This window comes from Crocosphaera chwakensis CCY0110, assembly GCF_000169335.1.
Lineage (GTDB): Bacteria > Cyanobacteriota > Cyanobacteriia > Cyanobacteriales > Microcystaceae > Crocosphaera > Crocosphaera chwakensis.
Genome location: NZ_AAXW01000041.1, coordinates 1 through 21,117, shown reverse-complemented (window position 1 = coordinate 21,117; position 21,117 = coordinate 1). Strand labels below are relative to the sequence as shown.

The window sequence follows — 21,117 nt, the reverse complement described above, 5'->3', positions numbered from 1 at the left end:
TGTAGGGTGGGCAATGTCTTAAATAGTTTCTAGTTAAGGTTTGTAAGCTTTTTCTTAGTATTGCCCACTTTACGTTTATTTATGACCACCTAATATATTATCAATTAATTATATCAAACCCTCTGAATCCAGTTAATTTTTTGAGTCTTAACTGTGGTTGCATCGGTCATTTTTTGTTGGCGCATTGATTCGGAGATAGCAGCTATATCTTGATCCCTGTTGACTCCTGCTACTGCCATAATTTTATTATTTTGGAGATAAAATGCTAGAAACTCTGGTTGATCTAAATCGCCATCGATCGCTATTTCATCCCATTGTTCAGCGTGTCCGACATAACGCAATTTTAAGTTATATTGTCCTGACCAAAAGAAAGGCACAATTTCAGAAACGTCTTGCAATTGATTATGACCTAACATATTTTTAGCTGCAATACGTCCGTGTTGTGCTGCGAGTCGCCAATGTTCGATACGAGTTGATTTTTCCATAGGTAAATAAGGAAATAGAGCAATATCCCCCGCAGCATAAATATCTTCGATGTTAGTCTGTAAATATTGGTTAACAGCGATACTGTTATCTTCTGCTTTGAGATCACTGTCTGTTAGATAGTCTGTATTTGGAACCACACCAATACCAACAATAACGAGATCAGTGGGAATGGTTTCTCCATTTTCTAATTTGGCTGACTCTACTTTTTTCTCGCCATTAAATTCAACCGCTTTTGTGCCAAGTTTAAAGGTGACACCGTTGGTTTCGTGGAGTTTTTGAAACATCTTACCTAACTTATCCCCCAATATTTTTTTGAAAGGAACATCATTAGGAGAAACCACTGTAACGTTTAGTCCTTGCTGAGTTAAACTAGCTGCTGCTTCCATACCAATAAAACTCGAACCAATAATTAAAACGTTTTTGACATCTTTAGCCGTTTCTAAGATGAAGTTAACATCTTCTAGTTGACGTAACGTGAATATATTAGCTAAATTTGACCCGGCTACATTTAATTTTTTAGCTTTTCCGCCTGTAGCTAATAGTAAAGAATCATATTCAAGACAGGAATTATCGTCAAAAGTCAGCATTTTCTTTAACGGGTTGACTTTAGTTACAATTTTGCCCAATTTTAATTCGATATCATGTTGAGCGTAAAATTCCTGACTGCGTAAAGATAAAGCATTCTCTCTCGTTTTCCCCTGTAGATACTTCTTACTTAATTGTGTGCGATCGTAAGGTAATATTTCTTCGGCACTAATCAAAATGACTTTACCCTGAAACCCTTCTTGTCGTAATGTTTCTACTGCGTTGATTCCGGCTGTACCGGCACCTAAAATAACAAAAGTGCGATTATCTACATTCGGAACATATTGAGCCATTTCTAGGGTGCGATGATGGGATGTCTCGTCAGGTAACTGAACGAATACTTCTTCCCCTTCAACTCTAGTCACATAAACGAATAAAGAGTCTAACCCTGGTGGTTCTTCTTGTTGCCCTGCGATCGCATTAAAACAAGCATTATGCCAAGGACAAACTATCCTTTCTTCGGATAAAATTCCTTTTTCTAAAGGTGCGCCAGAGTGAGGACAAAATGCTCCAGTTGCATAAAATTTATCGTTGATTTTAGAGAGTAATATTTGTGTATCGTTAACAGCTATTTGCTGCATTTGACCATTTTCTAAGTCATTTATGTGGGCTATAGCTATTTCTTTCATGGAGAACTAAACTGGTTGCGTCTTGTCAATATTCTCCTTAAATCAAATTGACTTTACATCTAGCTATAGACTGATAACGATTGACAAAAAAGTTTTGCTCAGTCCCCATCTAAAATTTATTAGAAAGGATATTATGAGGATAACTTGTTAATATTAATTGGCTCAACTGCTGCTATTTTGGCTGATTGAGTTGTGGTCGAAGTCTTAGGAGAAGCAGAGGACTCTTGTATGACTTCTGAGTTGAATCGATAACCGACATTGCGAACCGTTTGAATTAAACTAGGTTGACGAGGATCGGTTTCAATTTTCTTCCGTAAGGACAAAACATGGGTGTCAATGGTACGGGGATTATCAATCGCTTCTGGCCAAGCTCTTTGCAGTAATTCTGAGCGACTGAGAGGATTTCCTTCTGCTTGGGCAAGGACGTACAATAAGCTAAATTCTTGGGGGGTCAAATCCACAAAATGTCCCTGGAACTGAACCCGACGTTGTACTAAATCAATTTTTAGGTCACCATAATCTAGGAACAAAGGAGCAGCAGCCACGCGAACCCGTCTAATTAAGGCTTCAACCCTAGCCATAAATTCCTGCATTCCGAAGGGTTTGGTCAGGTAATCGTCCGCTCCTGCATTTAACCCTCTGACAATATCTTTTTCTGTGTTGCGGGCCGATAAAATAAGAATCATCGATTGCCGTTGTTGATGAAGCCACCGGCACAATTCTAGAGGATCTCCGTCAGATAGATCAGCGTCAAGGATTACTAAGGTGGGTTGGCGACGGTTAAAGACACTGCGGGCTTGTTGCAGATTGGCGCATTGTTGCGCTGTATAACCTGCTTGTTGCAGATGCCAACCTAATAATGAGCGTAGATGAGGATTCCCCTCAACAATAGCGGTATAAATGAGACTCACCTTAGTTTTCGTCCTTCTAATTTGACAGTCATTAGCGTAACAAACCTATTGTCAAGAATTTGTAACATCGGCTACGCTGCTTTTGGGCATTTCCTAAGAAAACCTTAAGATTCTATAAAATTCATTCTTGTCTTGATCAAGTTACCTGTACGGTTTTCAAATGGATAAGACAGAGATAGAATGTAAAATACCGAACTGGTAAGATTTTCTTAAATTTTTGATTTACTTAATATTGTAGCTTGTTTTTCTCTTAATGATTCATTAAGATTAAGTCATTTATTTTGTATCAACGCCTTTTGAAATTATTCCTATTCATCGATTATGCTGCAACATCCCTTGGCAATTCGTTATTACCAAAATCTCACAGACGGCATGGTGGAGCTATGGAACCGAGGCCGTCGCTTTGATGAAATTCAATGTTATATGGATGGCTATCTTGCTTGTCTGCGACAGGTAAATGTTTTAGAACCCTATTTAATTCATCGTTTAGAAGAGGACGCTTGGCGTTTTTTCCGCGATCCTTCTAATTTTGAGTTTACTGCTCTAGAACGTGAGACTGATTATTATCGATAATGACCATATTTATGTTTTCGGTCAAGAATAAAGAAAAAAGACTATGAATATCCTAAATTTTGACCTGAAAGAATTATGGCAGAGAACTACAGCCCGCTTGTGCGGGCTTATTTTTTTTAAGAAGCCAAAGCTACTTCTACCATTTGTTGTAGCTCACCATTTTGATACATCTCGATCATAATATCAGAGCCACCAACAAATTCCCCGTTAATATAAACTTGGGGAATAGTTGGCCAGTTGGAATACTCTTTAATTCCTTGACGAATTTCAGGATCAGCTAAAACGTCTACAGTTTCAAAAGGAACACCAAGGGTACCCAAAATTTGTACCACATTGTTAGAAAAGCCACATTGAGGCATTAACTTATTACCTTTCATAAAGACCAAGATTTTGTGATCGTTAACCATTTGGTCAATTTTTTCTTTGGTTTCTGGGTTCATACTTGCTCCTGGAGGGATTTATTTAATGATAATTGGCTTATTGGATCTGTGAGGAAGAGAATCGTGTTGTCTGTTAAGTCTATCAGGGCTAGATAGACGAATCAGCACCTACCTTTATAACAAGGTTATCTCAGTACAGATAGTATTTATTGTCGGGCTGCTTCCCAAGCTTGAGGGGTGTAGGTTTTTAAGGCAAGGGCATGAATCGCTTCGGAGTCCATGGCATCTTGAAGTGCGCCGTACACGATTTGATGCTGTTTAATCATGGTTTTTCCTTCAAACTCAGCAGAGACAACGATCGCCTCAAGATGATCACCTCCACCGGTCAGATCCCGCACTACCACCTGAGCATCCGGGAGTTGGGCTTTAATCATATCTTCAACTTGTGCAAGTGCAACCATGGGCTTTTTCTTTGGAGAACGAATAAAAATACTATTATTAATTTTAGCGGTTTTTGCTCACGCCTTCTCCTTTTTTTCTGACACCCTATCCCTAGGGAACCTATAAGGTATCAAGGTTTATATCTTCTTGATTAAATTTTTATTTAAAGAGTTAATATACCCTAATCCTATCTAAGAAGAACAAAGTCCTTTAGAAAAACGCTCTAATGGTGGTAGTTAAAGCAAAAAAATCTTACACTAATACACAAGGCCAACTTTTGTAAACTTACCCCACCGACAGATTCTATGACCGACGTTCCTGTTTCTCGTATTCGTAATTTTTGTATCATTGCTCATATCGATCACGGGAAATCAACCCTAGCCGATCGAATGTTACAAATGACTGAAACCGTTGCCCAACGGAAAATGAAAGAGCAGTTCCTTGATAATATGGACTTGGAACGGGAACGGGGCATTACCATCAAATTACAAGCGGCCAGGATGAACTATCGCTCAAAAGATGGGCAAGAATACGTCCTTAACCTGATTGATACCCCAGGTCACGTGGATTTCTCCTACGAGGTATCTCGTTCATTAGCGGCTTGTGAAGGGGCATTATTAGTGGTGGACTCTTCTCAAGGGGTAGAAGCGCAAACCCTCGCTAATGTCTATCTGGCCTTAGAGAATAATTTAGAGATTATTCCTATCTTAAATAAAATTGATTTACCTGGCTCCGAACCGGAACGAGTGGCCAATGAAATAGAGGAAGTGGTAGGGTTAGATTGTACGGGTATTATTAAAGCTTCGGCCAAAGCAGGGATCGGCGTTGATGAAATTTTAGAATCCATTGTACATTTGGTTCCTCCTCCTAGCGATACGGTGGATAAACCGTTGCGGGCGTTGATTTTCGATAGTTATTACGATCCTTATCGGGGTGTGATTGTTTATTTTCGGGTCATGGATGGAACGGTGAAAACAGGCGACCGCGTTCGTTTAATGGCTTCTGGCAAAGAATACGAAATCGATGAGTTAGGGGTGTTATCGCCTAATCAAATACAACTAGATTCCCTTCACGCAGGGGAAGTAGGTTATTTTGCCGCAGCCATCAAAGCAGTGGAAGATGCAAGGGTTGGGGATACCATCACCTTAGCAGAAGCCCCGGCCAAAGAACCGTTACCCGGTTACACTGAAGCAAAACCGATGGTCTTTTGTGGATTATTCCCCACAGATGCCGATCAATACGAAGATTTAAGAGAGGCATTAAACCGTCTCAAACTCAATGATGCGGCCCTTTCTTATGAACCCGAAACCTCTAGCGCGATGGGGTTCGGTTTTCGTTGTGGGTTCTTGGGGTTACTGCACATGGAAATTGTTCAAGAACGCCTAGAACGGGAATATGATCTAGATTTAATTACCACTGCACCCTCTGTAATCTATCGCGTCACCACTATTGATGGGGAAATGACTCAAGTCGATAACCCCAGTTTACTACCACCCCCCCAAGAACGGGAAAAGGTAGAAGAACCCTATATTGAAGTGGAAATGATTACCCCTGAAACCTATGTAGGGACGTTGATGGAACTCTGTCAAAGTCGTCGGGGTGTGTTTAAGGATATGCGCTACTTTACCCTCTCAAGAACGTCTTTGATCTATGAGTTACCTTTAGCTGAAGTGGTGACGGACTTTTTTGACCAGTTAAAGTCGCGATCGCGGGGTTATGCAAGCATGGAGTATCAACTGATCGGTTATCGCGAAAATCCTCTGGTTAAATTGGATATTCTGGTTAATGGGGATAGTGTGGATGCGTTGGCAATGATCGTTCACCGTGATAAAGCTTATTATGTGGGTCGCGCTTTGACTGAGAAGTTAAAAGAGTTGATCCCCCGTCATCAGTTTAAGGTTCCCATTCAAGCTGCGATCGGTTCTAAAGTTATCGCCAGTGAACATATACCAGCATTGCGTAAAGATGTGTTAGCGAAATGTTACGGGGGAGATATTTCTCGTAAGAAGAAACTGCTACAAAAGCAAGCTAAAGGTAAGAAACGGATGAAAGCGATCGGTACCGTAGACGTTCCTCAAGAGGCGTTTATGGCGGTATTAAAGCTAGATCCTCAATAATTGATTGGATAAAGAAGATTGTTATGATAGCAGTCTTCTTGTCATGTTTTTCAGGGACTTTTAATCTATATTAAACTTATGTCACTATTAATAGTTTTAGCTAATTATTAATTTAATAAATACGATGTACTACGATTGGTTTATATTCAGAGAAATATCATTTAGTGATTTATTTCATTTGTTTTCGAGAGAAGAAATGAAAACGAATAAAGTTAAAAATTTTTATGAAAAATGGTATCAAGAAATATATCCCAAATTAGCGCACAACTTCTATAAACAGCAATATTTATATCATCGTTCCTTAGTTATAGATAAGAACAAAATATTTCATTATCAACTGGAAAAGCATAAAGAAGACAGAAACGATCAGTTACAATATCTGAGTGAGAGGAAATATTCTACCTCTTTTAATTGTTTTCATAAGAACTTATGTACAATACTGAGTCATGAAACTGACAGTATAGAATTACAAGAAAAATTCAAAAGAATTTGGTTCTTGATAAATACACAAGGCTATAATTTAAACAGTAATGAAAAAATAAATTATGAAAGTTATTTAAGAACAAGACATTGGAGAAAAATCAAATCGGCAATGATGTTAATAAAAGAAAGAAAGTGTGAAATGTGTATTGAAGGCTTAGGAATAGGAAATTTTAACGAATTACACGTACATCATAAACATTATAAAAATTTAGGTCATGAACAATATGAGGACTTATTATTACTCTGTGAATTACATCATAAAGCAATTCACAATCATCAATAGTTGTAAAAATGATTTTAAGCCTAAACATTCAATATCTGGTTTTGTTGTTCAGAACTTGGGGTTATTGTCACTGCAATATTTACATTTAATGCTTTACGCAAAACAGAGTAAATAGCTGTTAAATTATCCATTGTAGGATTACCTTTAGCTGATAGCATTCGATGAAGACTTTTACTAGGTTTAGCGGTTTGTATGGCTAGTTCTTCAAATCCTATTGTTGAATTAATTAAATCTCTTAATATGAGTCTAGCCGTCTCTGGTTCCCCATTAAGAAAAAGATAGGTAGCTTCATCAAGCAAAGCTTTTGCAAATTCAGAATCTTGTTTGACTCGCTTATTAACTGTTTCAAGATAATCTCTGGTTAATGACATAATCGTTAATTCTTTTTTTTGGTTTGTTTTTTTCTGTTTTTGTATTCTTGGTATAATTTTTTAGCTTTTTTGATATCCGATGGTTGACTCTTTTTTGTTCCACCACCGAATAAAATTATAAGTTGTTTACCTTCAATTGCTAAGTAGATTCGATATCCAGGACCCCAGTTGATTTTATATTCTCCAATTCCATTAATCCACTTAATATTAGAGGTATTACCTAACTCTAAACGAGACAAAGCAACCGTTATCTTAGCAGCAGCTTGAACATCAAGACTGTTAAACCATTTCTCATAGGGACTTGACCCATCTTCTCTAATATATTCTTGAATTTTCATCTTAAATCCAAGAGTAACATATAAGTTACTGTCTATGTCGAGACTTTAGCTAAACTTAACTCCCCATATAGAGAAAAATAGCTTTAGAAGTTGATCTAAAGCTATTATAATACCGTAAAATAATTGATTCCCTAAGCTATTACTGATATCTTGCACCAGTACAGAAAAACTTAAGAGCAAAATAAAGAAAATCAATTCTTAATCAGTTACAGTCAAAATAAATCCTGTTGCCTCTTGCCATCCCCCCTACCCCCCTTAGTAAGGGGGGAATTAAAGGGGGGATATAGCTAGTTGAATCGCAGGTGCAAGATGTGAGTATTAAATAGCCTTAGAAAAAGACTGTTCTTTGCGTCCTTTGAGATAAGGATCAAACACCGCAGCAATATTTCTGATTAACCAGCGACCGGTATTAGTAACTTCTAAGCGATCGCTATGTAAATGTATTAATCCATCAGCTTCTAAAGGTTTGAGATCGATTAATTCTTGGGCAAAATATTCGTCAAAATCAAGATCGAAATTGAGATTATACTTCTCTTCAATGCGATTTTTATAGAGTTGAGATTGACACATTAATTCCATAATAACAGCGCGACGGATAATGTCATCTTTACTCAAAGTTACGCCTTTTTCAATGGGTAAATGTCCCTCATCTAAGGCTTTATAGTAGTCTTTGATCTTCTTATGATTTTGAACATAAACATCATGTAACATACTAATAGATGTCATGCCAAAAGCTAAAAGATCAGATTCGGGTTTGGTAGTATAACCCTGAAAGTTACGATGTAAATCACCTTGAGATTGAGCGATCGCTAGTTCATCATTGGCTTTAGCAAAGTGATCCATTCCAATGAATAAATAATCATTATTATTGAATTCTTCGATGGTCATTTGCAACATTGCAAGCTTTTCTGGCGCATCGGGAAGTTCATCAACAGGGAGATTTTTTTGCGCTGGTTTAATCCAAGGAATATAAGCAAAGTTAAACACAGCAATACGATCAGGATCTAATTCTATGGTTTTTTGAACTGTTTTTTTAAAGGTGTTTCGGTTTTGATAAGGTAATCCATAGATGAGGTCAACATTGACACTTTCAAATTCAGCTTCTCTCATCCAACCCATGACATTAAATAACATTTCTTCGGGTTGAACACGGTTAATAACTTTCTGTACTTTCGGGTCAAAGTCTTGTATTCCAAAACTAATACGATTAAACCCTAACTTTCTCAGGAAAAAGATAAAATTGCGATCAAGATATCGGGGATTGACTTCAATAGATATCTCAGCATCTTTATCAATATTAAAGTTTTTAACTAAGGTATTAAATAACTGATCGATTTGGGATTGATTTAAGTAATTTGGAGTCCCACCTCCCCAATGAATTTGGTTGACTGCACGATTAGGAGAAATTAATTCGGCTGTTCTTTCAATGTCTTTAATTAAATATTCTAAGTAAGGATCGGCAACTTTTTTATTTCCTGTAATAATGGTATTACAACCACAAAAATAACAAGCTGTTTCGCAAAAAGGAATATGACAATAGAGAGAAAGAGGCGTATTTTTATGATTCCCTGCTGCGATTCCTGCTCTAAATTCTACTTCTCCTACCTTACTTTTAAGTTCTGTTGCAGGGGGGTAACTGGTATATCTAGGTAAAGATTTGTCGTATTTTTTAATTAAGTCTTGGTCGAATTCAATGGTTTTAGCTGTTAAGTTCATAGTCTTAATTAGCCTCTCAAGAGTTTAGATAACTTAGGTAGGATCGAGCAGAAAAAAAGGGAAGTTAGTTTAACAAAAATAGCAACTCAATTGTTTATTTTTCTAACTTTTCCCCTTTGTAATAACAGGATTGACAGCTTTATTCGGCAATAGCTACGTTGTGGGGATGACCATGACCATGAGGGTGTTCAGTTGCCCCAGGAATTGCCTGACGAGTGATTAATTCAAACACATGATCACCGATGGCTTCTTTAACATCAGCTTCTAATTCATGCACCACATCACGGTTTAATGTAAAGGCGTGGTTGGCCTCATCAATAATTTTCTGTTCTAAGCTTTCATCGATAGGTAAAGCATTTAAACCATCACGATATTTTCCTTTGAATTCTCGTCTAGCTTCTGCGGTAGCAATTTGCTCAAATTCATAGAATTGGGTTCCTTGATCTGCAGGTAATTCTAAAGCTGAACGAGCAATATTTTTTAAGCTTTGACCCCCAGATAAATCACCCATATAACGAACATAAGAGTGGGCAACTAATAAGGCAGGTTCAATCTGAGAAACTTCCCGAATTCTTGCGACATAGGTTTGACCAGCTACTGATGGGAAAATATCGGCTGCCCAATTTTCTCCGTAGTAGTATTCTAGGTCTTTTACTAAGTTTTGTTTACGGTTTAATTCGGGAAAATAAATCTTACTAATAACAGGATCGTCTTTATGGCGTTCTAACTCTTCTTCTAGGGTAGAATATAAAAAATAAAAGTCAGCTAATAGTTTACGAAAGGGTTCTCTTTCAACAATGCCTTTGAGAAAACACTTGGTAAAGGCAGTATTCTCTGCCAAGGTGTGAGAATGACTGGTTCCTTCCCGAAGCTTAAGGGCTAAGTTATTACTCATGATCAATACCTCTTGGTAGCAGTTAGAGGTTAGACTTTAGACGAAAAATGCTCTCTCTGTCTGAAGCCATAAACTCAGTGCTGTAATTTCTATTTCAGTTTATTACTATACAGTTATATTATCACTTAACTGCTAAATTTAGCAAAACTTAACATAACGCGAGTTAAAGATTTGTCGTTATAGGTTGGTTAAAGAGAAAATGGTTTTTATCATTAAAAATAAGAGAAATAATTGAAAATTTAGTTATAAAGAAGAAACATTAAGCAAAAGTAAGAGGTAATTATGTCACAACTAGGTCAAGAACATTTTCCAGAAGACGAACAACAAACGATTAAAAAATTAGTTGAAATTTTTGAATTTTTGATGAGGGATTATCAGTTTTCTCCGAGTCCAAGAACCCAACATCCCAAAAGTCATGGTTATGTTCAAGGGGAGTTTATTATTGAGGAAAATATGTCCGATCAATTCAAGGTCGGAATTTTTGCTGAACCTAAAACTTATCCGATATGGGTTCGCTTTTCTAATGGGAGTGGTGCGTCAGATAAAAATGGAAATTTTCAACCAGATACCCTGGGCGATATTCGAGGGGTTTCGATTAAGTTATTAGGGGTTAAAGGATGCAAAGCATTTGAAGATTCTGTGCCTAATGAACAAGATTTTATTGCAGTTAATACACCAATCTTTTTTCTCAGAGATGCTAAAGCTTATTTAGATTTCTTTCCTATTGTTAATGGTATTCGGGACGGAAAAATTAGTATGAATGCTGATGGAAGTCCTAAACATATTCCTGATGAACTAAAAGCGTCTTACGAAGCGATCGCTTATTCTTTACCTTTATTAAATCAAGTTAGAAGTCAAGTTATGACAAGCCCTTTGGAGGCCAATTATTGGAGTGCAACCCCTTATAAATTTAGGGATACTGCTATGAAATATGCTGTATTTCCTCACCTTGAAGGGAAAAAATTTAATATTGAAACAGCTAAAGATAAAACCAACTATTTACGAGAAGCAATGACTAAGCATTTAGCCAAAAAAGATGCTTATTTTGACTTCTGTATTCAACTACAAACTAATGCAGAAAAAATGCCAATTGAAGATCCGACGGTGTTATGGGATGAGAAAGAATCCCCTTTTATTAAAGTTGCCACTATGAGGATTTTTCAACAAGAATTTAATAATCAAGAACGTATAGAAATGGACGAAAGACAATCTTTTTCTCCTTGGAATTGTTTACAAGAATATCGACCGTTGGGGGGAGTTAATCGGGCGCGTAAAATTTATGGAGATATGGCTGATTTTCGTAATAAAATAAATAATGCTTAATAATGCTTTAGTTGATTTTATAGCTATAGCTTGCTTTTACTATTGAAAGTGAGCTATATAAGTTTTTATTGGAATCAACATATTGTTTACAATTAAATAGGAAAATCGCTAATGAGTCCAGATTGGGAATGGGCAGAATGATGGGATAATTCGATTTATTATGCAGAAATAAGGTTGTCTTTATCAACTCCAAATTAAAAGTGCTAATCTACTGACTACACCTAAGTTACTTCATAATTTTAATGACTATCAATTTCAATATAAACAAGCTCCTTACTAATATTATCTATAACAAATTCCTGCTTGTTTCAGACGGTTTAACGCTTCTCCTAAGCGATCGCAATCTGCAATTAAACTAATCCTGACATACCCTTCCCCCCCTTCTCCAAAGGCATTTCCTGGGGTAAAAACAATCCCTGTTTTTTGCAGTACATCCAGGGCAAAATCGGTGGAATTAGTATCACTTGGACATTTAACCCAAAGATACATAGTAGCTTGAGAGGGTTTAATCTTCCAACCTAATTCTCCTAATCCTTTGATTAGAAAATCTCGTCTCGTTTGATATCTTTCTTGAACTTGTTTAATATAACTATCTGGTAAATTTAAAGCCGTTTCAGCAGCAGCTTGAACCGCTGAAAAAATACCATAATCTAAATTAGTTTTTAAGGTTCTTAACCCTTGAATAATTTTAGCATTGCCTACTACAAACCCGACACGCCAACCGGCCATATTATAAGTTTTAGAAAGGGTATGAAATTCTACACCAATGTCTTTACCTCCAGGAATTTCTAATAAACTGGTGGGTTGATAGCCATCAAAGGCTAATTCGGCATAACATAAGTCATGAACTAACATGATTTCGTAATGGGTTGCCCACTTAATAATCTCTTCAAAAAAGGCTCTCGGTGCAGTGGCAGTAGTAGGATTATTAGGATAATTAAAGTATAAAATTTTAGCTGCTTTAGCAACATTTTCGGGGATAGAATTAAGATCAATTAACCAGTCTTTTTCTTCTGATAAAATAATGGGATAAAGGTCAGCCCCGGCAATTAAAGGGCCGCGAAAATGCGCCGGATAAGAGGGACTGGGAACTAAGACTACATCCCCCGGATTGATGTAAGCTAAAGCTAAATGGCCTAACCCTTCTTTTGAGCCAATTAAAGGTAAGGCTTCGCTACTGGGATCTAAGTCCACTCGATAACAGCGATGATACCATGCAGTGATGGCTTGACGAAAACTAGCAGTTCCTTCAAAGGGTGGATAACCGTGGGTTTGAGGCTGCTGTAAGGCTGCGATCGCCCCTTCTATGACGGGTTGCGGTGCCATTCCGTCAGGGTTCCCCATCCCTAAGTCTATCAAATCTAATCCTTGTTCTCTGGCCTTGGCTTTGAGTTCATCTAATCTAGCGAAAACGTAGGGAGGTAAAGCTTTTAAGCGATCAGCGCGACGCATCCAACTCAAACTCATAGTCACGGGGGGTTTTACAAATTATAAGTAAACTTCCATCTTAGCAAACTTTACAAACTGTTGCAAATTTTGTTAATTAATAACTACCAAGATAAATAATATAATATTATGTTCATAGGGTTCATAAATTATTTACAAATTGTCTAGAAATTCCTCAACTGTTAACCCTGCTTGATTTAAAATATTTTTTAATGTTCCTACTGCCAGAGTCTTTCTTTGCATGGGAATAACACAACCGACTTCAATTATTTCTTCCTCTTCACTTTTTATTTCTTTTTTGAGAATTAAATGACTCCCTTTTTGTCGTATTTGCACAAATCCTAGTTTCTCTAAGGTTTTGAGCGTTTTTTGACTACTCACTCTAGGTAATTTAGGCACTTAATACCTCAAATGTAGTCAATAAACGAGGGGATGTTTTAGGTAAAGGAAATTCTTCTAAATATAGTTCGGTTGCTTCTTTGAGATTAGCTAATGCTTCTTCTATGCTATCTCCTTGACTTGCTGTTCCCACCTCTGGACATTCAGCAACATAAACATCTTCTTCCCAATAGATAATCGCAGTAAATCTTCTATTCATTATTCACTAATTCCGTTAAAAATGATGTCAAAATCTGATTGTATCAAAACAAGAGATGACATCCTTCAAAACTGAGGTTATGAGCGCACACCTTTTCTATTGTTCTCATAATATCATGTCAAGTCAAGAAAATCAAATATTTTTAACATTAATTTTGGGTTAAAAATATCACATAAAAAACTATCCAAATAGTTTAATAACTTTATCTTCATTATAAATTATTGAAAGATCCGTTAGTCATTTTAGGGTAATAATTACTATGATTTTGAACACTGCTTTATTGCGATCTTTATCACTCGATTGATAATAATTATTTGTCATAATCTTCTCAAATTGACAAGCATCAGCCAGTATTTTTCACAGTTTTAATACATGAGAGGTTTAATGAATAATTATCTTGAGTCTGGGGAAAATTCCTCTTTTTCTCCTGAGTTAAAGCAAGCTTTGTCTTCTTTTAACGATGAATATAATCTATCTGCTTTTACTCACACAAACCAACAAGGAGCGAATTTAGCAGAAATTAATTCTTTAGCCGAAAAAATTGCTTTTTTTGAGCAAATGCTTGGAGAGAGTACCAATCAAGAGACGAAGTTAAATCAAGCTAAGGATATAGCACAGGATGCTTTAACTGAATTTGCCAGTCATGAGGGGTTTTCTGATGCGTTCACTGTCGCTTTTGGGGATAGTTATAATCAGGCGATCGCTGATAGTATAGCGCAACAATGGGCAAAGGATGATTTTGGTCTGTTTCCAGAGATTGAGGTGTTATCTGCTGAGGATATGGGAGATGCAAATGGAGCGTTTGCCACTTCAACCGGTAAGATTTATGTCTCAGAGGATTTTCTACTCAATAACAGTTTAAGTGATATTGTTTCGGTCATTTTAGAGGAAACAGGGCATTATGTAGATTATCAGATTAATGTAACTGATGCTGTTGGTGATGAAGGAGAAATATTCGCTCATTTGGTGCAAGGAGATGTATTATCTGATGGTGAGTTAGCATCATTACAGAGTGAAAATGATTGGGGAGTTATTAATATTGGTGGGGTTGATGTTTTAGTTGAGCAAAATCTCGATTTGACAGCACTCCATGAAACAGGTTCTAATTTTGAATTTGAAATGACAGATTGGAATCGTGATGGACGTGCTGATTTAGTTGCTATTAAGAAAAGTTCAACAGGAACTCGTAGCACAGAAGTTCATATTTTTTCAGGAGCTACTAACTTTAAATCTGCCCTCCTTAATACTGGTACAGCACTCCATGAAACAGGTTCTAATTTTGAATTTGAAATGACAGATTGGAATCGTGATGGATTCTCTGATTTAGTTGCTATTAAGAAAAGTTCAACAGGAACTCGTAGCACAGAAGTTCATATTTTTTCAGGAGCTACTAACTTTAAATCTGCCCTCCTTAATACTGGTACAGCTTTACATGAAACAGGTTCTAATTTTGAATTTGAAATGACAGATTGGAATCGTGATGGATTCTCTGATTTAGTTGCTATTAAGAAAAGTTCAACAGGAACTCGTAGCACAGAAGTTCATATTTTTTCAGGAGCTACTAACTTTAAATCTGCCCTCCTTAATACTGGTACAGCACTCCATGAAACAGGTTCTAATTTTGAATTTGAAATGACAGATTGGAATCGTGATGGACGTGCTGATTTAGTTGCTATCAAGAAAAGTTCAACAGGAACTCGTAGCACAGAAGTTCATATTTTTTCAGGAGCTACTAACTTTAAATCTGCCCTCCTTAATACTGGTACAGCTTTACATGAAACAGGTTCTAATTTTGAATTTGAAATGACAGATTGGAATCGTGATGGACGTGCTGATTTAGTTGCTATTAAGAAAAGTTCAACAGGAACTCGTAGCACAGAAGTTCATATTTTTTCAGGAGCTACTAACTTTAAATCTGCCCTCCTTCATACTGGTACAGCTTTACATGAAACAGGTGATAGGGGTACACCATCACCAACCCCTCAACCCCCATCATTACCAACCCCAGAACCATCACCAGCATTAATGACAACATCCAGCAATTTAACCCGTCTTTTAAATGGTGAATTTGATGGTCAATATATTGAAGCAGACGGTGGATATCGGTATCAATGTGTTGATTTAGTTAAAGACATGACTGATACAGAAAAAATTAATACAAGTTATTGGAAACGGGGAGAAAACGTAATTCAAAACCGAAATGTCGCCGTTGGTTCAGCTATAGCAATCTTTGATTCTAACGGCAATTATAATCATCGCCACACTGCAATTTTTGCAGGCTATGACACACAAAATGGAGTCTTTGGCTTTTGGGCTTGGAGTCAAAATTATCCCACAGGTTCACCTGTCACAAAACACTTTATTTCAATCAATGGTAACGCTGCATCAAATGCGGATGCAGACCAGTATTATCTTATTAAACCGATATAATTTTTGTTCAATGTGATAGAATTAAGGGCATAATATTATTATGCCCCTACGGTTAAATATAATCAATTTGTAGGGATTTAACAGTGTTAAATCCTTTTTCTTTGTCATATCTTTTTGCTTAAATTATTATATTGTCTTGAATGAAAATGACAGAGAATTTAAAGAGCGATCACATTAATATGAAGATACTATTATTGTACTCGTACAATGTTAATTAACCCAGAATTAAAGCATTATCCCAATCTAAAAAATACGACCTGATCAAAAGGTTAGAAGCGCAAACCTTTTCCATCATTTTCATGATATCATGTCAACTCAAGAAAAGCAAGGATTTAAAACATAATTTTTAACCAACAGCATAATCCGTTAATTTACGCAACTTAGGAGGATGAAACCCAATAACAATATCTTGTGCAGAAACTCCTAATTCAACTAAATCTTCAGCAATATCTTGTTCTGTCATATTCCATTGAATCCAAATTTTATCTCCTTTTAAATCAATATGAATGAGACAATAATGGACATATTTTTGTCCTTCCCATCCAAAATTAACGACTTGATAATGTTCTCTTTCCTCATCAAAAATTGCCTGTGTTTCTAACCCATTAGAGTTTGAATTATAATTAGTATATTCTAATAAAATATTTTTTACTAATTGACGATATTTAGTTGATTTATCCATATGAAACTATCATATTAATTTTTATTCATTCCTGTTAAATATTGAAGAATGGCATCAAGTTTTCCATTAACTTCTTGTCTCAGTTGTGAGATTTCTTGTTTAACTGCTTCTACATCTTTATCAAGCAACTCAAATGATTCTCCTATCCATCCTTTAGGATCAACAACACTATCTAATTCTTGATATCCATCTTTTAACTTGTTGATTTCTCGTTCTACTGCGGATAATCTTCTATGAAAATCAAAATCTGACATCCTTTATACTCCTAATCTATCATTATCTATTATATGACTAATTATTGGGTAAAGTAACCGTATCTAACCAAAAAGATTCAATTCCTTTCACTAATTTAAACAAGTCTTTTAAGTTACGAGACTTAGTAATATAACAGTTGACATAAAGATCATAACTTTCTTGGATATCCTCATCATTACTCGATGTTGTTAAGACAATCACAGGAATTCGTTTAAGATTTGGATCGCTTTTAATTTCTGCTAAGACTTCCCTCCCATCCTTGCGAGGTAAATTCAAATCAAGAATAATTAAATTGGGTCGGGGAGACTCATTAAACTCCCCTTCTTTTCGCAAGTAGGCCATTGCATCCATACCATTCCTGACGATCATTAATTGATGGGGAACGGTACTGGTTTTTAGCACTTCTTGAACGAGACGAATATCTGCCTTAGAATCTTCTACTAAGAGGATAATTTTATCTTGTTGACCCTCTCTTGCGATCACGTTGTTGACCTCCTACTGGTATGGTGAAATAGAATGTTGCACCTTGACCTACTTCTGACTCTACCCAAATTTTACCGCGATGACACTCCATTATTTTCTTACAAATGGCCAAACCCATACCAGTACCTGGATATTCGTCACGGGTGTGTAACCGTTGGAAAATAACAAAGATGCGATCGCTAAACCTGGGATCGATCCCCATCCCGTTATCTTTTACAGAAAATAACCATTCCTCTTCTAACCGTTGCGCTTGAATATGAATTTCTGGGGTTGCTTCTTTGCGGAATTTGATCGCATTAGAAATCAAATTTAAGAACAATTGTATTAACTGAGTACCATCGGCCATGACCGTGGGTAGAGGATCATGGGTAATGATAGCATTAGTGTCTGCAATGCGTCCCCGAAGATTGGCGATCGCCTTTTCTAGCGCGGTTTCAGACTCAGTTAATTGAAACTCGATGTCTCGCATATCCACTTTAGAATAGGCTAACACATCATCAATGAGAGTTTGCATCAAGCTGACCCCTTCGACGGCAAAGTTGATGAACTCTTTGGCATCTTCATCTAGTGCTTCATCGTAGCGCATTTCTAACAGTTGCACGTAGTTAGAGACTTGGTTTAAAGGTTCTTGTAGGTCATGAGAAGCAACATAGGCAAATTTCCGTAATTCTGCGTTAGAAAGTTCCAAATCATGGGCTAATTGGGCCAATTCGTCCGCTTGTCGTAGAATAATGTTAACAATCGCTTCTTTTAACCCTAATGCTGCTTTAATTTCTACTGGTTTCCAGGATAAGGAGGTTAGACGGACGGTTTCTTTCCATAATTCAAAGGATTTTCGGGGACATAACTTTAAATTTCCGTCAATATTCTGCATTTCGTAAGCTTTCGACGGATCTCCTCCCCAATCAACCGTTTGTATCACTTCGGGACGGAACCATAGGATATAATTACGGTGAGAAATCTTAACCGCTAATAACCCACTGGCCACGTCTTTAAAGTTTCGTGCATCTGCATATAAATTAGGTAAAGAAGGAGTGGAAAAAACGTCCTCATTAATTTCTTTCTTTAACCATTGCAGCAAATATTTAACATCTTCTTCTTTGGGGGTTTTTCCTATTAATTTATACTCATCTCCGACACAAACGACAACCCCTTGAGAACTGGTTAAATCTAAGAGATTTTGGTTACTTTTAATTAACCCTTCTATAAAGGTATTAGCTTGGGTCATTGATTCAATTAACCCACCCTGTATTGCTGTTAATTTCATGCGGTAATCATAGTCTTTTGTTTCTTCTTTAGCCGAAATTTCAGCAAAGACAACTTGTCCTAAAAATTCGCAAGCTTTTCTTAATTCATAAGGAACATATTTCGGGGTTAAATGGTGACAGGCGATCAGTCCCCATAATTTTCCTTCATCAATTAAGGAGATGGTTAAAGATGCACCTACACCCATATTATGCAGGTATTCGAGATGACAAGGGGAGGCACTTCTGAGGATAGAATGGGTTAAATCTAAGGCCGTATCATTGACGGGGTGTAACTTGGGAAATAAATCAACTCCTTCTGCTTTTGCGTTAGGAATTAAGCGAATATAGTTAGAACTAAACAGTCTTCTTGCAGGTAAGGGAATATCAGAAGCAGGATAATGCAGACCTAAATAGGGTTCTAATTCTTCTAGTTTATCTTCTGCTATAACTTCTCCATGATCGTCTTCATCAAATTTATATAACATGACTCGATCAAACCCAGTCATCTTACGGACTTCCTTAACAATAATTTGACAAAAATCCGTTAAATTCGCATTACTTTGTAACTGGTTTATAGAAGCTTTGGCTAAATGATAAAAACTCAAGAAAGGTATATTTTCTTGAGAAATAGCTGGTTCTAACTCTAAAATCAAGAAGCCTTCAATATTTCGATGAAAAACACCGTCAAAAATTACATAGTTATCTCCATCAACCCTTGCCCAAAGTTTGGTAGGATTAATAAAATCTAAGTTGTTGCTTTCTAATCCTGTTTTTAACTGTTCAATTTGGAAACTATCAAAAATATTGTCTAAAGTTAGCTTAATAATTTCCTCTGGTGTAATCCCAAAAAATTGTTTTGTGTTGCTGCTAGTTTGCACAATTTTGAGGTTAGACTCATCGAGAACAAATAAGACTCCGTGAGGTTGAGTTTTTCCCCATAAATGTATTTGTAATTCTTCTAATCTTTGCAGATTGATGTCTTGACTGGTTTTAACATTGCTAATCATCAAGTTTTCCTCAATTGACTGGGTTAATTAATTAATTATTGTTGATCTAAAGCGTATAACTTACCTATATGAACTTGCTTGAAGCGGTATAATTTTCAATGGATGTACTTGCAATAAAATAGTGTATCAGTTGACTCAGAATTAAATTCAGTATAACGCAAGATTAATATTATAGAGATGATAAAGGGTTAAGAATTAATATGAAATGTAAAGAAAAACAATCTTAATATTTTTATTATAATTTGCTTACTCTATTCATCAAAATTATGTTATCTTTTATCAGTATTATGTTCGGTTTTACCAAATTTAATTACTTTAGCCTTATCAATAATCAAAGAATTTAAAGGAATAGTCTATCCATATAAATCTACCGTAATACTCAATTGTTGCCCATTAAATTAAAATTTAACTTGTTGGCGTGAATCAGCAATAAATAGAGAAAGATCAAATAAACCTAACATTAAAACTGCAAAAACACCAATTGACTAAAGGGTTATTGATGACACAGGAACGAGAGAAAGGACTTGATTCATTATCTTGATCTTTCTTTATTTAATAATTACGTTTTTATTAATCTATCGAAGGTGGAACTGAACTCGAAAAATTACCAACAGGAGTTCCATTAAGAACAATAGTAGGGTTTTGATCACAAAGACCAAACTTAGCTTGCCAACGGGAAGGAAAATCCGGGTCAATAAATGTAATCTCAAATCTACCCCAATAATAACTAGGTTCACCATCCATCCCTTCTCTATAAGTATCGCAACGGAGAGAAGATGATTCTTGTACCCAATAACCATTATAAGATCCTCTATTCTTAAATTTACCTCCTAAACCATCTATAAAAATATGTCCTAATCCATCTCCATAACTCCAAACAGCCGTCCTTTGTCTGTCTTCAAGATAAATTACTGTATATTCTTCCGTTGACCATACCTCATTCCCATAGGCATTTTTAGGAACAAACATAATACTTAAGAATACAAACCATAGTAAAAAATAATTATGTTTCATGTTCAAATTAATTAATCTAAATTATCTGTAAACCATTGATAAGCTCACATTATCATCAGCATCAGCAATATTTTGTCAAGCAATCTTTACAAAATATTACATTGTTTGTTATATTAATTTATATGAAGAGCAATCGGAGGCAACAAACTATGTACACCACCCAACTTGATAACGGACTTACCAATACTTATGCAATTGAAACCAAACCTTACTACGCTGAGTTTCCTGCTCCCTACCAACAACGTCGCTACTTAATTCAAGGAGCTATCGCTACATTATTCGTCGCCAGCTTAGTTATTGTTTCTACGGTTATTAGCTAAGAATTCATCTCTTGCTTGACATCTCAAATTTCTCCCGTTTGACCTCAGTGTGACTGAGGTTTTTTGCTGTTTCCGTATCTTTTGAATAAAATTGTTTCTTTTGC

At 36.2% G+C, this 21,117-nt stretch carries 22 protein-coding genes; 6 read left to right on the top strand and 16 right to left on the bottom strand.

What is annotated here, in order from left to right:
• Window positions 1-113 precede the first annotated feature (113 nt).
• Window positions 114-1,700, bottom strand: a complete 1,587-nt coding sequence (locus CY0110_RS19815; protein ID WP_008277321.1) for an FAD-dependent oxidoreductase — start codon at window positions 1,698-1,700, stop codon at window positions 114-116.
• Between the two features lie 131 nt (window positions 1,701-1,831).
• On the bottom strand, window positions 1,832-2,611 hold the full coding sequence (locus CY0110_RS19810; protein WP_008277320.1) for a response regulator transcription factor: 780 nt from the start codon (window positions 2,609-2,611) through the stop codon (window positions 1,832-1,834).
• 321 nt (window positions 2,612-2,932) lie between these two features.
• On the opposite strand from CY0110_RS19810, the gene CY0110_RS19805 reads away from it, so the two are divergent.
• On the top strand, window positions 2,933-3,184 hold the full coding sequence (locus CY0110_RS19805; protein WP_008277319.1) for a DUF6761 family protein: 252 nt from the start codon (window positions 2,933-2,935) through the stop codon (window positions 3,182-3,184).
• 116 nt (window positions 3,185-3,300) lie between these two features.
• On the opposite strand, the gene grxD is transcribed toward CY0110_RS19805, so the two are convergent.
• Complete coding sequence (gene grxD, locus CY0110_RS19800) at window positions 3,301-3,624, bottom strand: Grx4 family monothiol glutaredoxin (RefSeq protein ID WP_008277318.1); 324 nt, start codon at window positions 3,622-3,624, stop codon at window positions 3,301-3,303.
• Between the two features lie 146 nt (window positions 3,625-3,770).
• Complete coding sequence (locus CY0110_RS19795) at window positions 3,771-4,025, bottom strand: BolA family protein (RefSeq protein ID WP_008277317.1); 255 nt, start codon at window positions 4,023-4,025, stop codon at window positions 3,771-3,773.
• 285 nt (window positions 4,026-4,310) lie between these two features.
• Here CY0110_RS19795 and lepA point away from each other — a divergent pair, with 285 nt between their 5' ends.
• Both lepA and CY0110_RS19785 read left to right on the top strand, forming a co-directional pair.
• Entirely contained in the window at window positions 4,311-6,122 is a 1,812-nt protein-coding gene (lepA, locus tag CY0110_RS19790; RefSeq protein ID WP_008277316.1) for a translation elongation factor 4, read from the top strand.
• 196 nt (window positions 6,123-6,318) lie between these two features.
• Window positions 6,319-6,888, top strand: a complete 570-nt coding sequence (locus CY0110_RS19785) for a hypothetical protein (protein ID WP_008277315.1) — start codon at window positions 6,319-6,321, stop codon at window positions 6,886-6,888.
• Window positions 6,889-6,908: 20 nt separating this feature from the next.
• On the opposite strand, the gene CY0110_RS19780 is transcribed toward CY0110_RS19785, so the two are convergent.
• The 4 genes from CY0110_RS19780 to CY0110_RS19765 form a co-directional block, all read right to left on the bottom strand.
• The gene (locus CY0110_RS19780; protein ID WP_008277314.1) at window positions 6,909-7,259 is read right to left on the bottom strand and encodes a helix-turn-helix domain-containing transcriptional regulator; all 351 of its coding nucleotides are present in this window, start codon (window positions 7,257-7,259) and stop codon (window positions 6,909-6,911) included.
• A 5-nt stretch (window positions 7,260-7,264) separates the two neighbouring features.
• A complete protein-coding gene (locus tag CY0110_RS19775; protein WP_008277313.1) occupies window positions 7,265-7,597 on the bottom strand; it encodes a type II toxin-antitoxin system RelE/ParE family toxin in 333 nt (110 codons plus the stop codon).
• 318 nt (window positions 7,598-7,915) lie between these two features.
• Window positions 7,916-9,313: an oxygen-independent coproporphyrinogen III oxidase gene (gene hemN, locus CY0110_RS19770; protein ID WP_008277312.1), complete on the bottom strand. Its 1,398-nt coding sequence runs from the start codon at window positions 9,311-9,313 to the stop codon at window positions 7,916-7,918.
• A 139-nt stretch (window positions 9,314-9,452) separates the two neighbouring features.
• A complete protein-coding gene (locus CY0110_RS19765) occupies window positions 9,453-10,208 on the bottom strand; it encodes a biliverdin-producing heme oxygenase (RefSeq protein ID WP_008277311.1) in 756 nt (251 codons plus the stop codon).
• 282 nt (window positions 10,209-10,490) lie between these two features.
• Here CY0110_RS19765 and CY0110_RS19760 point away from each other — a divergent pair, with 282 nt between their 5' ends.
• Window positions 10,491-11,531, top strand: a complete 1,041-nt coding sequence (locus tag CY0110_RS19760) for a catalase family protein (protein WP_008277310.1) — start codon at window positions 10,491-10,493, stop codon at window positions 11,529-11,531.
• A 282-nt stretch (window positions 11,532-11,813) separates the two neighbouring features.
• On the opposite strand, the gene CY0110_RS19755 is transcribed toward CY0110_RS19760, so the two are convergent.
• The 3 genes from CY0110_RS19755 to CY0110_RS19745 form a co-directional block, all read right to left on the bottom strand.
• Window positions 11,814-12,998: an aspartate aminotransferase gene (locus tag CY0110_RS19755; RefSeq protein ID WP_008277309.1), complete on the bottom strand. Its 1,185-nt coding sequence runs from the start codon at window positions 12,996-12,998 to the stop codon at window positions 11,814-11,816.
• Window positions 12,999-13,130: 132 nt separating this feature from the next.
• Window positions 13,131-13,376 carry a type II toxin-antitoxin system HicA family toxin gene (locus tag CY0110_RS19750; protein WP_008277308.1) on the bottom strand — a complete coding sequence of 82 codons (246 nt, stop codon included), beginning with the start codon at window positions 13,374-13,376 and terminating at the stop codon, window positions 13,131-13,133.
• Complete coding sequence (locus CY0110_RS19745) at window positions 13,369-13,578, bottom strand: type II toxin-antitoxin system HicB family antitoxin (RefSeq protein WP_198139214.1); 210 nt, start codon at window positions 13,576-13,578, stop codon at window positions 13,369-13,371. Before CY0110_RS19745 ends, CY0110_RS19750 begins: the two co-directional genes overlap by 8 nt.
• Window positions 13,579-13,959: 381 nt before the next feature.
• On the opposite strand from CY0110_RS19745, the gene CY0110_RS28780 reads away from it, so the two are divergent.
• A complete protein-coding gene (locus CY0110_RS28780; protein ID WP_008277306.1) occupies window positions 13,960-16,005 on the top strand; it encodes an FG-GAP repeat domain-containing protein in 2,046 nt (681 codons plus the stop codon).
• Between the two features lie 346 nt (window positions 16,006-16,351).
• Here CY0110_RS28780 and CY0110_RS19735 read toward each other — a convergent pair whose 3' ends face one another.
• The 5 genes from CY0110_RS19735 to CY0110_RS19715 form a co-directional block, all read right to left on the bottom strand.
• Window positions 16,352-16,687 carry a XisI protein gene (locus CY0110_RS19735; RefSeq protein ID WP_008277305.1) on the bottom strand — a complete coding sequence of 112 codons (336 nt, stop codon included), beginning with the start codon at window positions 16,685-16,687 and terminating at the stop codon, window positions 16,352-16,354.
• Window positions 16,688-16,701: 14 nt separating this feature from the next.
• The gene (locus CY0110_RS19730; protein WP_008277304.1) at window positions 16,702-16,941 is read right to left on the bottom strand and encodes a hypothetical protein; all 240 of its coding nucleotides are present in this window, start codon (window positions 16,939-16,941) and stop codon (window positions 16,702-16,704) included.
• A 37-nt stretch (window positions 16,942-16,978) separates the two neighbouring features.
• Window positions 16,979-17,425, bottom strand: a complete 447-nt coding sequence (locus CY0110_RS19725) for a response regulator (protein WP_008277303.1) — start codon at window positions 17,423-17,425, stop codon at window positions 16,979-16,981.
• On the bottom strand, window positions 17,397-19,679 hold the full coding sequence (locus CY0110_RS19720) for a sensor histidine kinase (RefSeq protein ID WP_008277302.1): 2,283 nt from the start codon (window positions 19,677-19,679) through the stop codon (window positions 17,397-17,399). Before CY0110_RS19720 ends, CY0110_RS19725 begins: the two co-directional genes overlap by 29 nt.
• A 570-nt stretch (window positions 19,680-20,249) precedes the next feature.
• Window positions 20,250-20,693 carry a hypothetical protein gene (locus tag CY0110_RS19715; protein ID WP_008277301.1) on the bottom strand — a complete coding sequence of 148 codons (444 nt, stop codon included), beginning with the start codon at window positions 20,691-20,693 and terminating at the stop codon, window positions 20,250-20,252.
• Between the two features lie 149 nt (window positions 20,694-20,842).
• Between CY0110_RS19715 and psb34 the strand changes: the two genes are divergently transcribed.
• Window positions 20,843-21,013 (top strand): photosystem II assembly protein Psb34, encoded by a 171-nt coding sequence (gene psb34, locus CY0110_RS30040; protein ID WP_008277300.1) that lies wholly within the window; start codon window positions 20,843-20,845, stop codon window positions 21,011-21,013.
• Window positions 21,014-21,117: the final 104 nt, after the last annotated feature.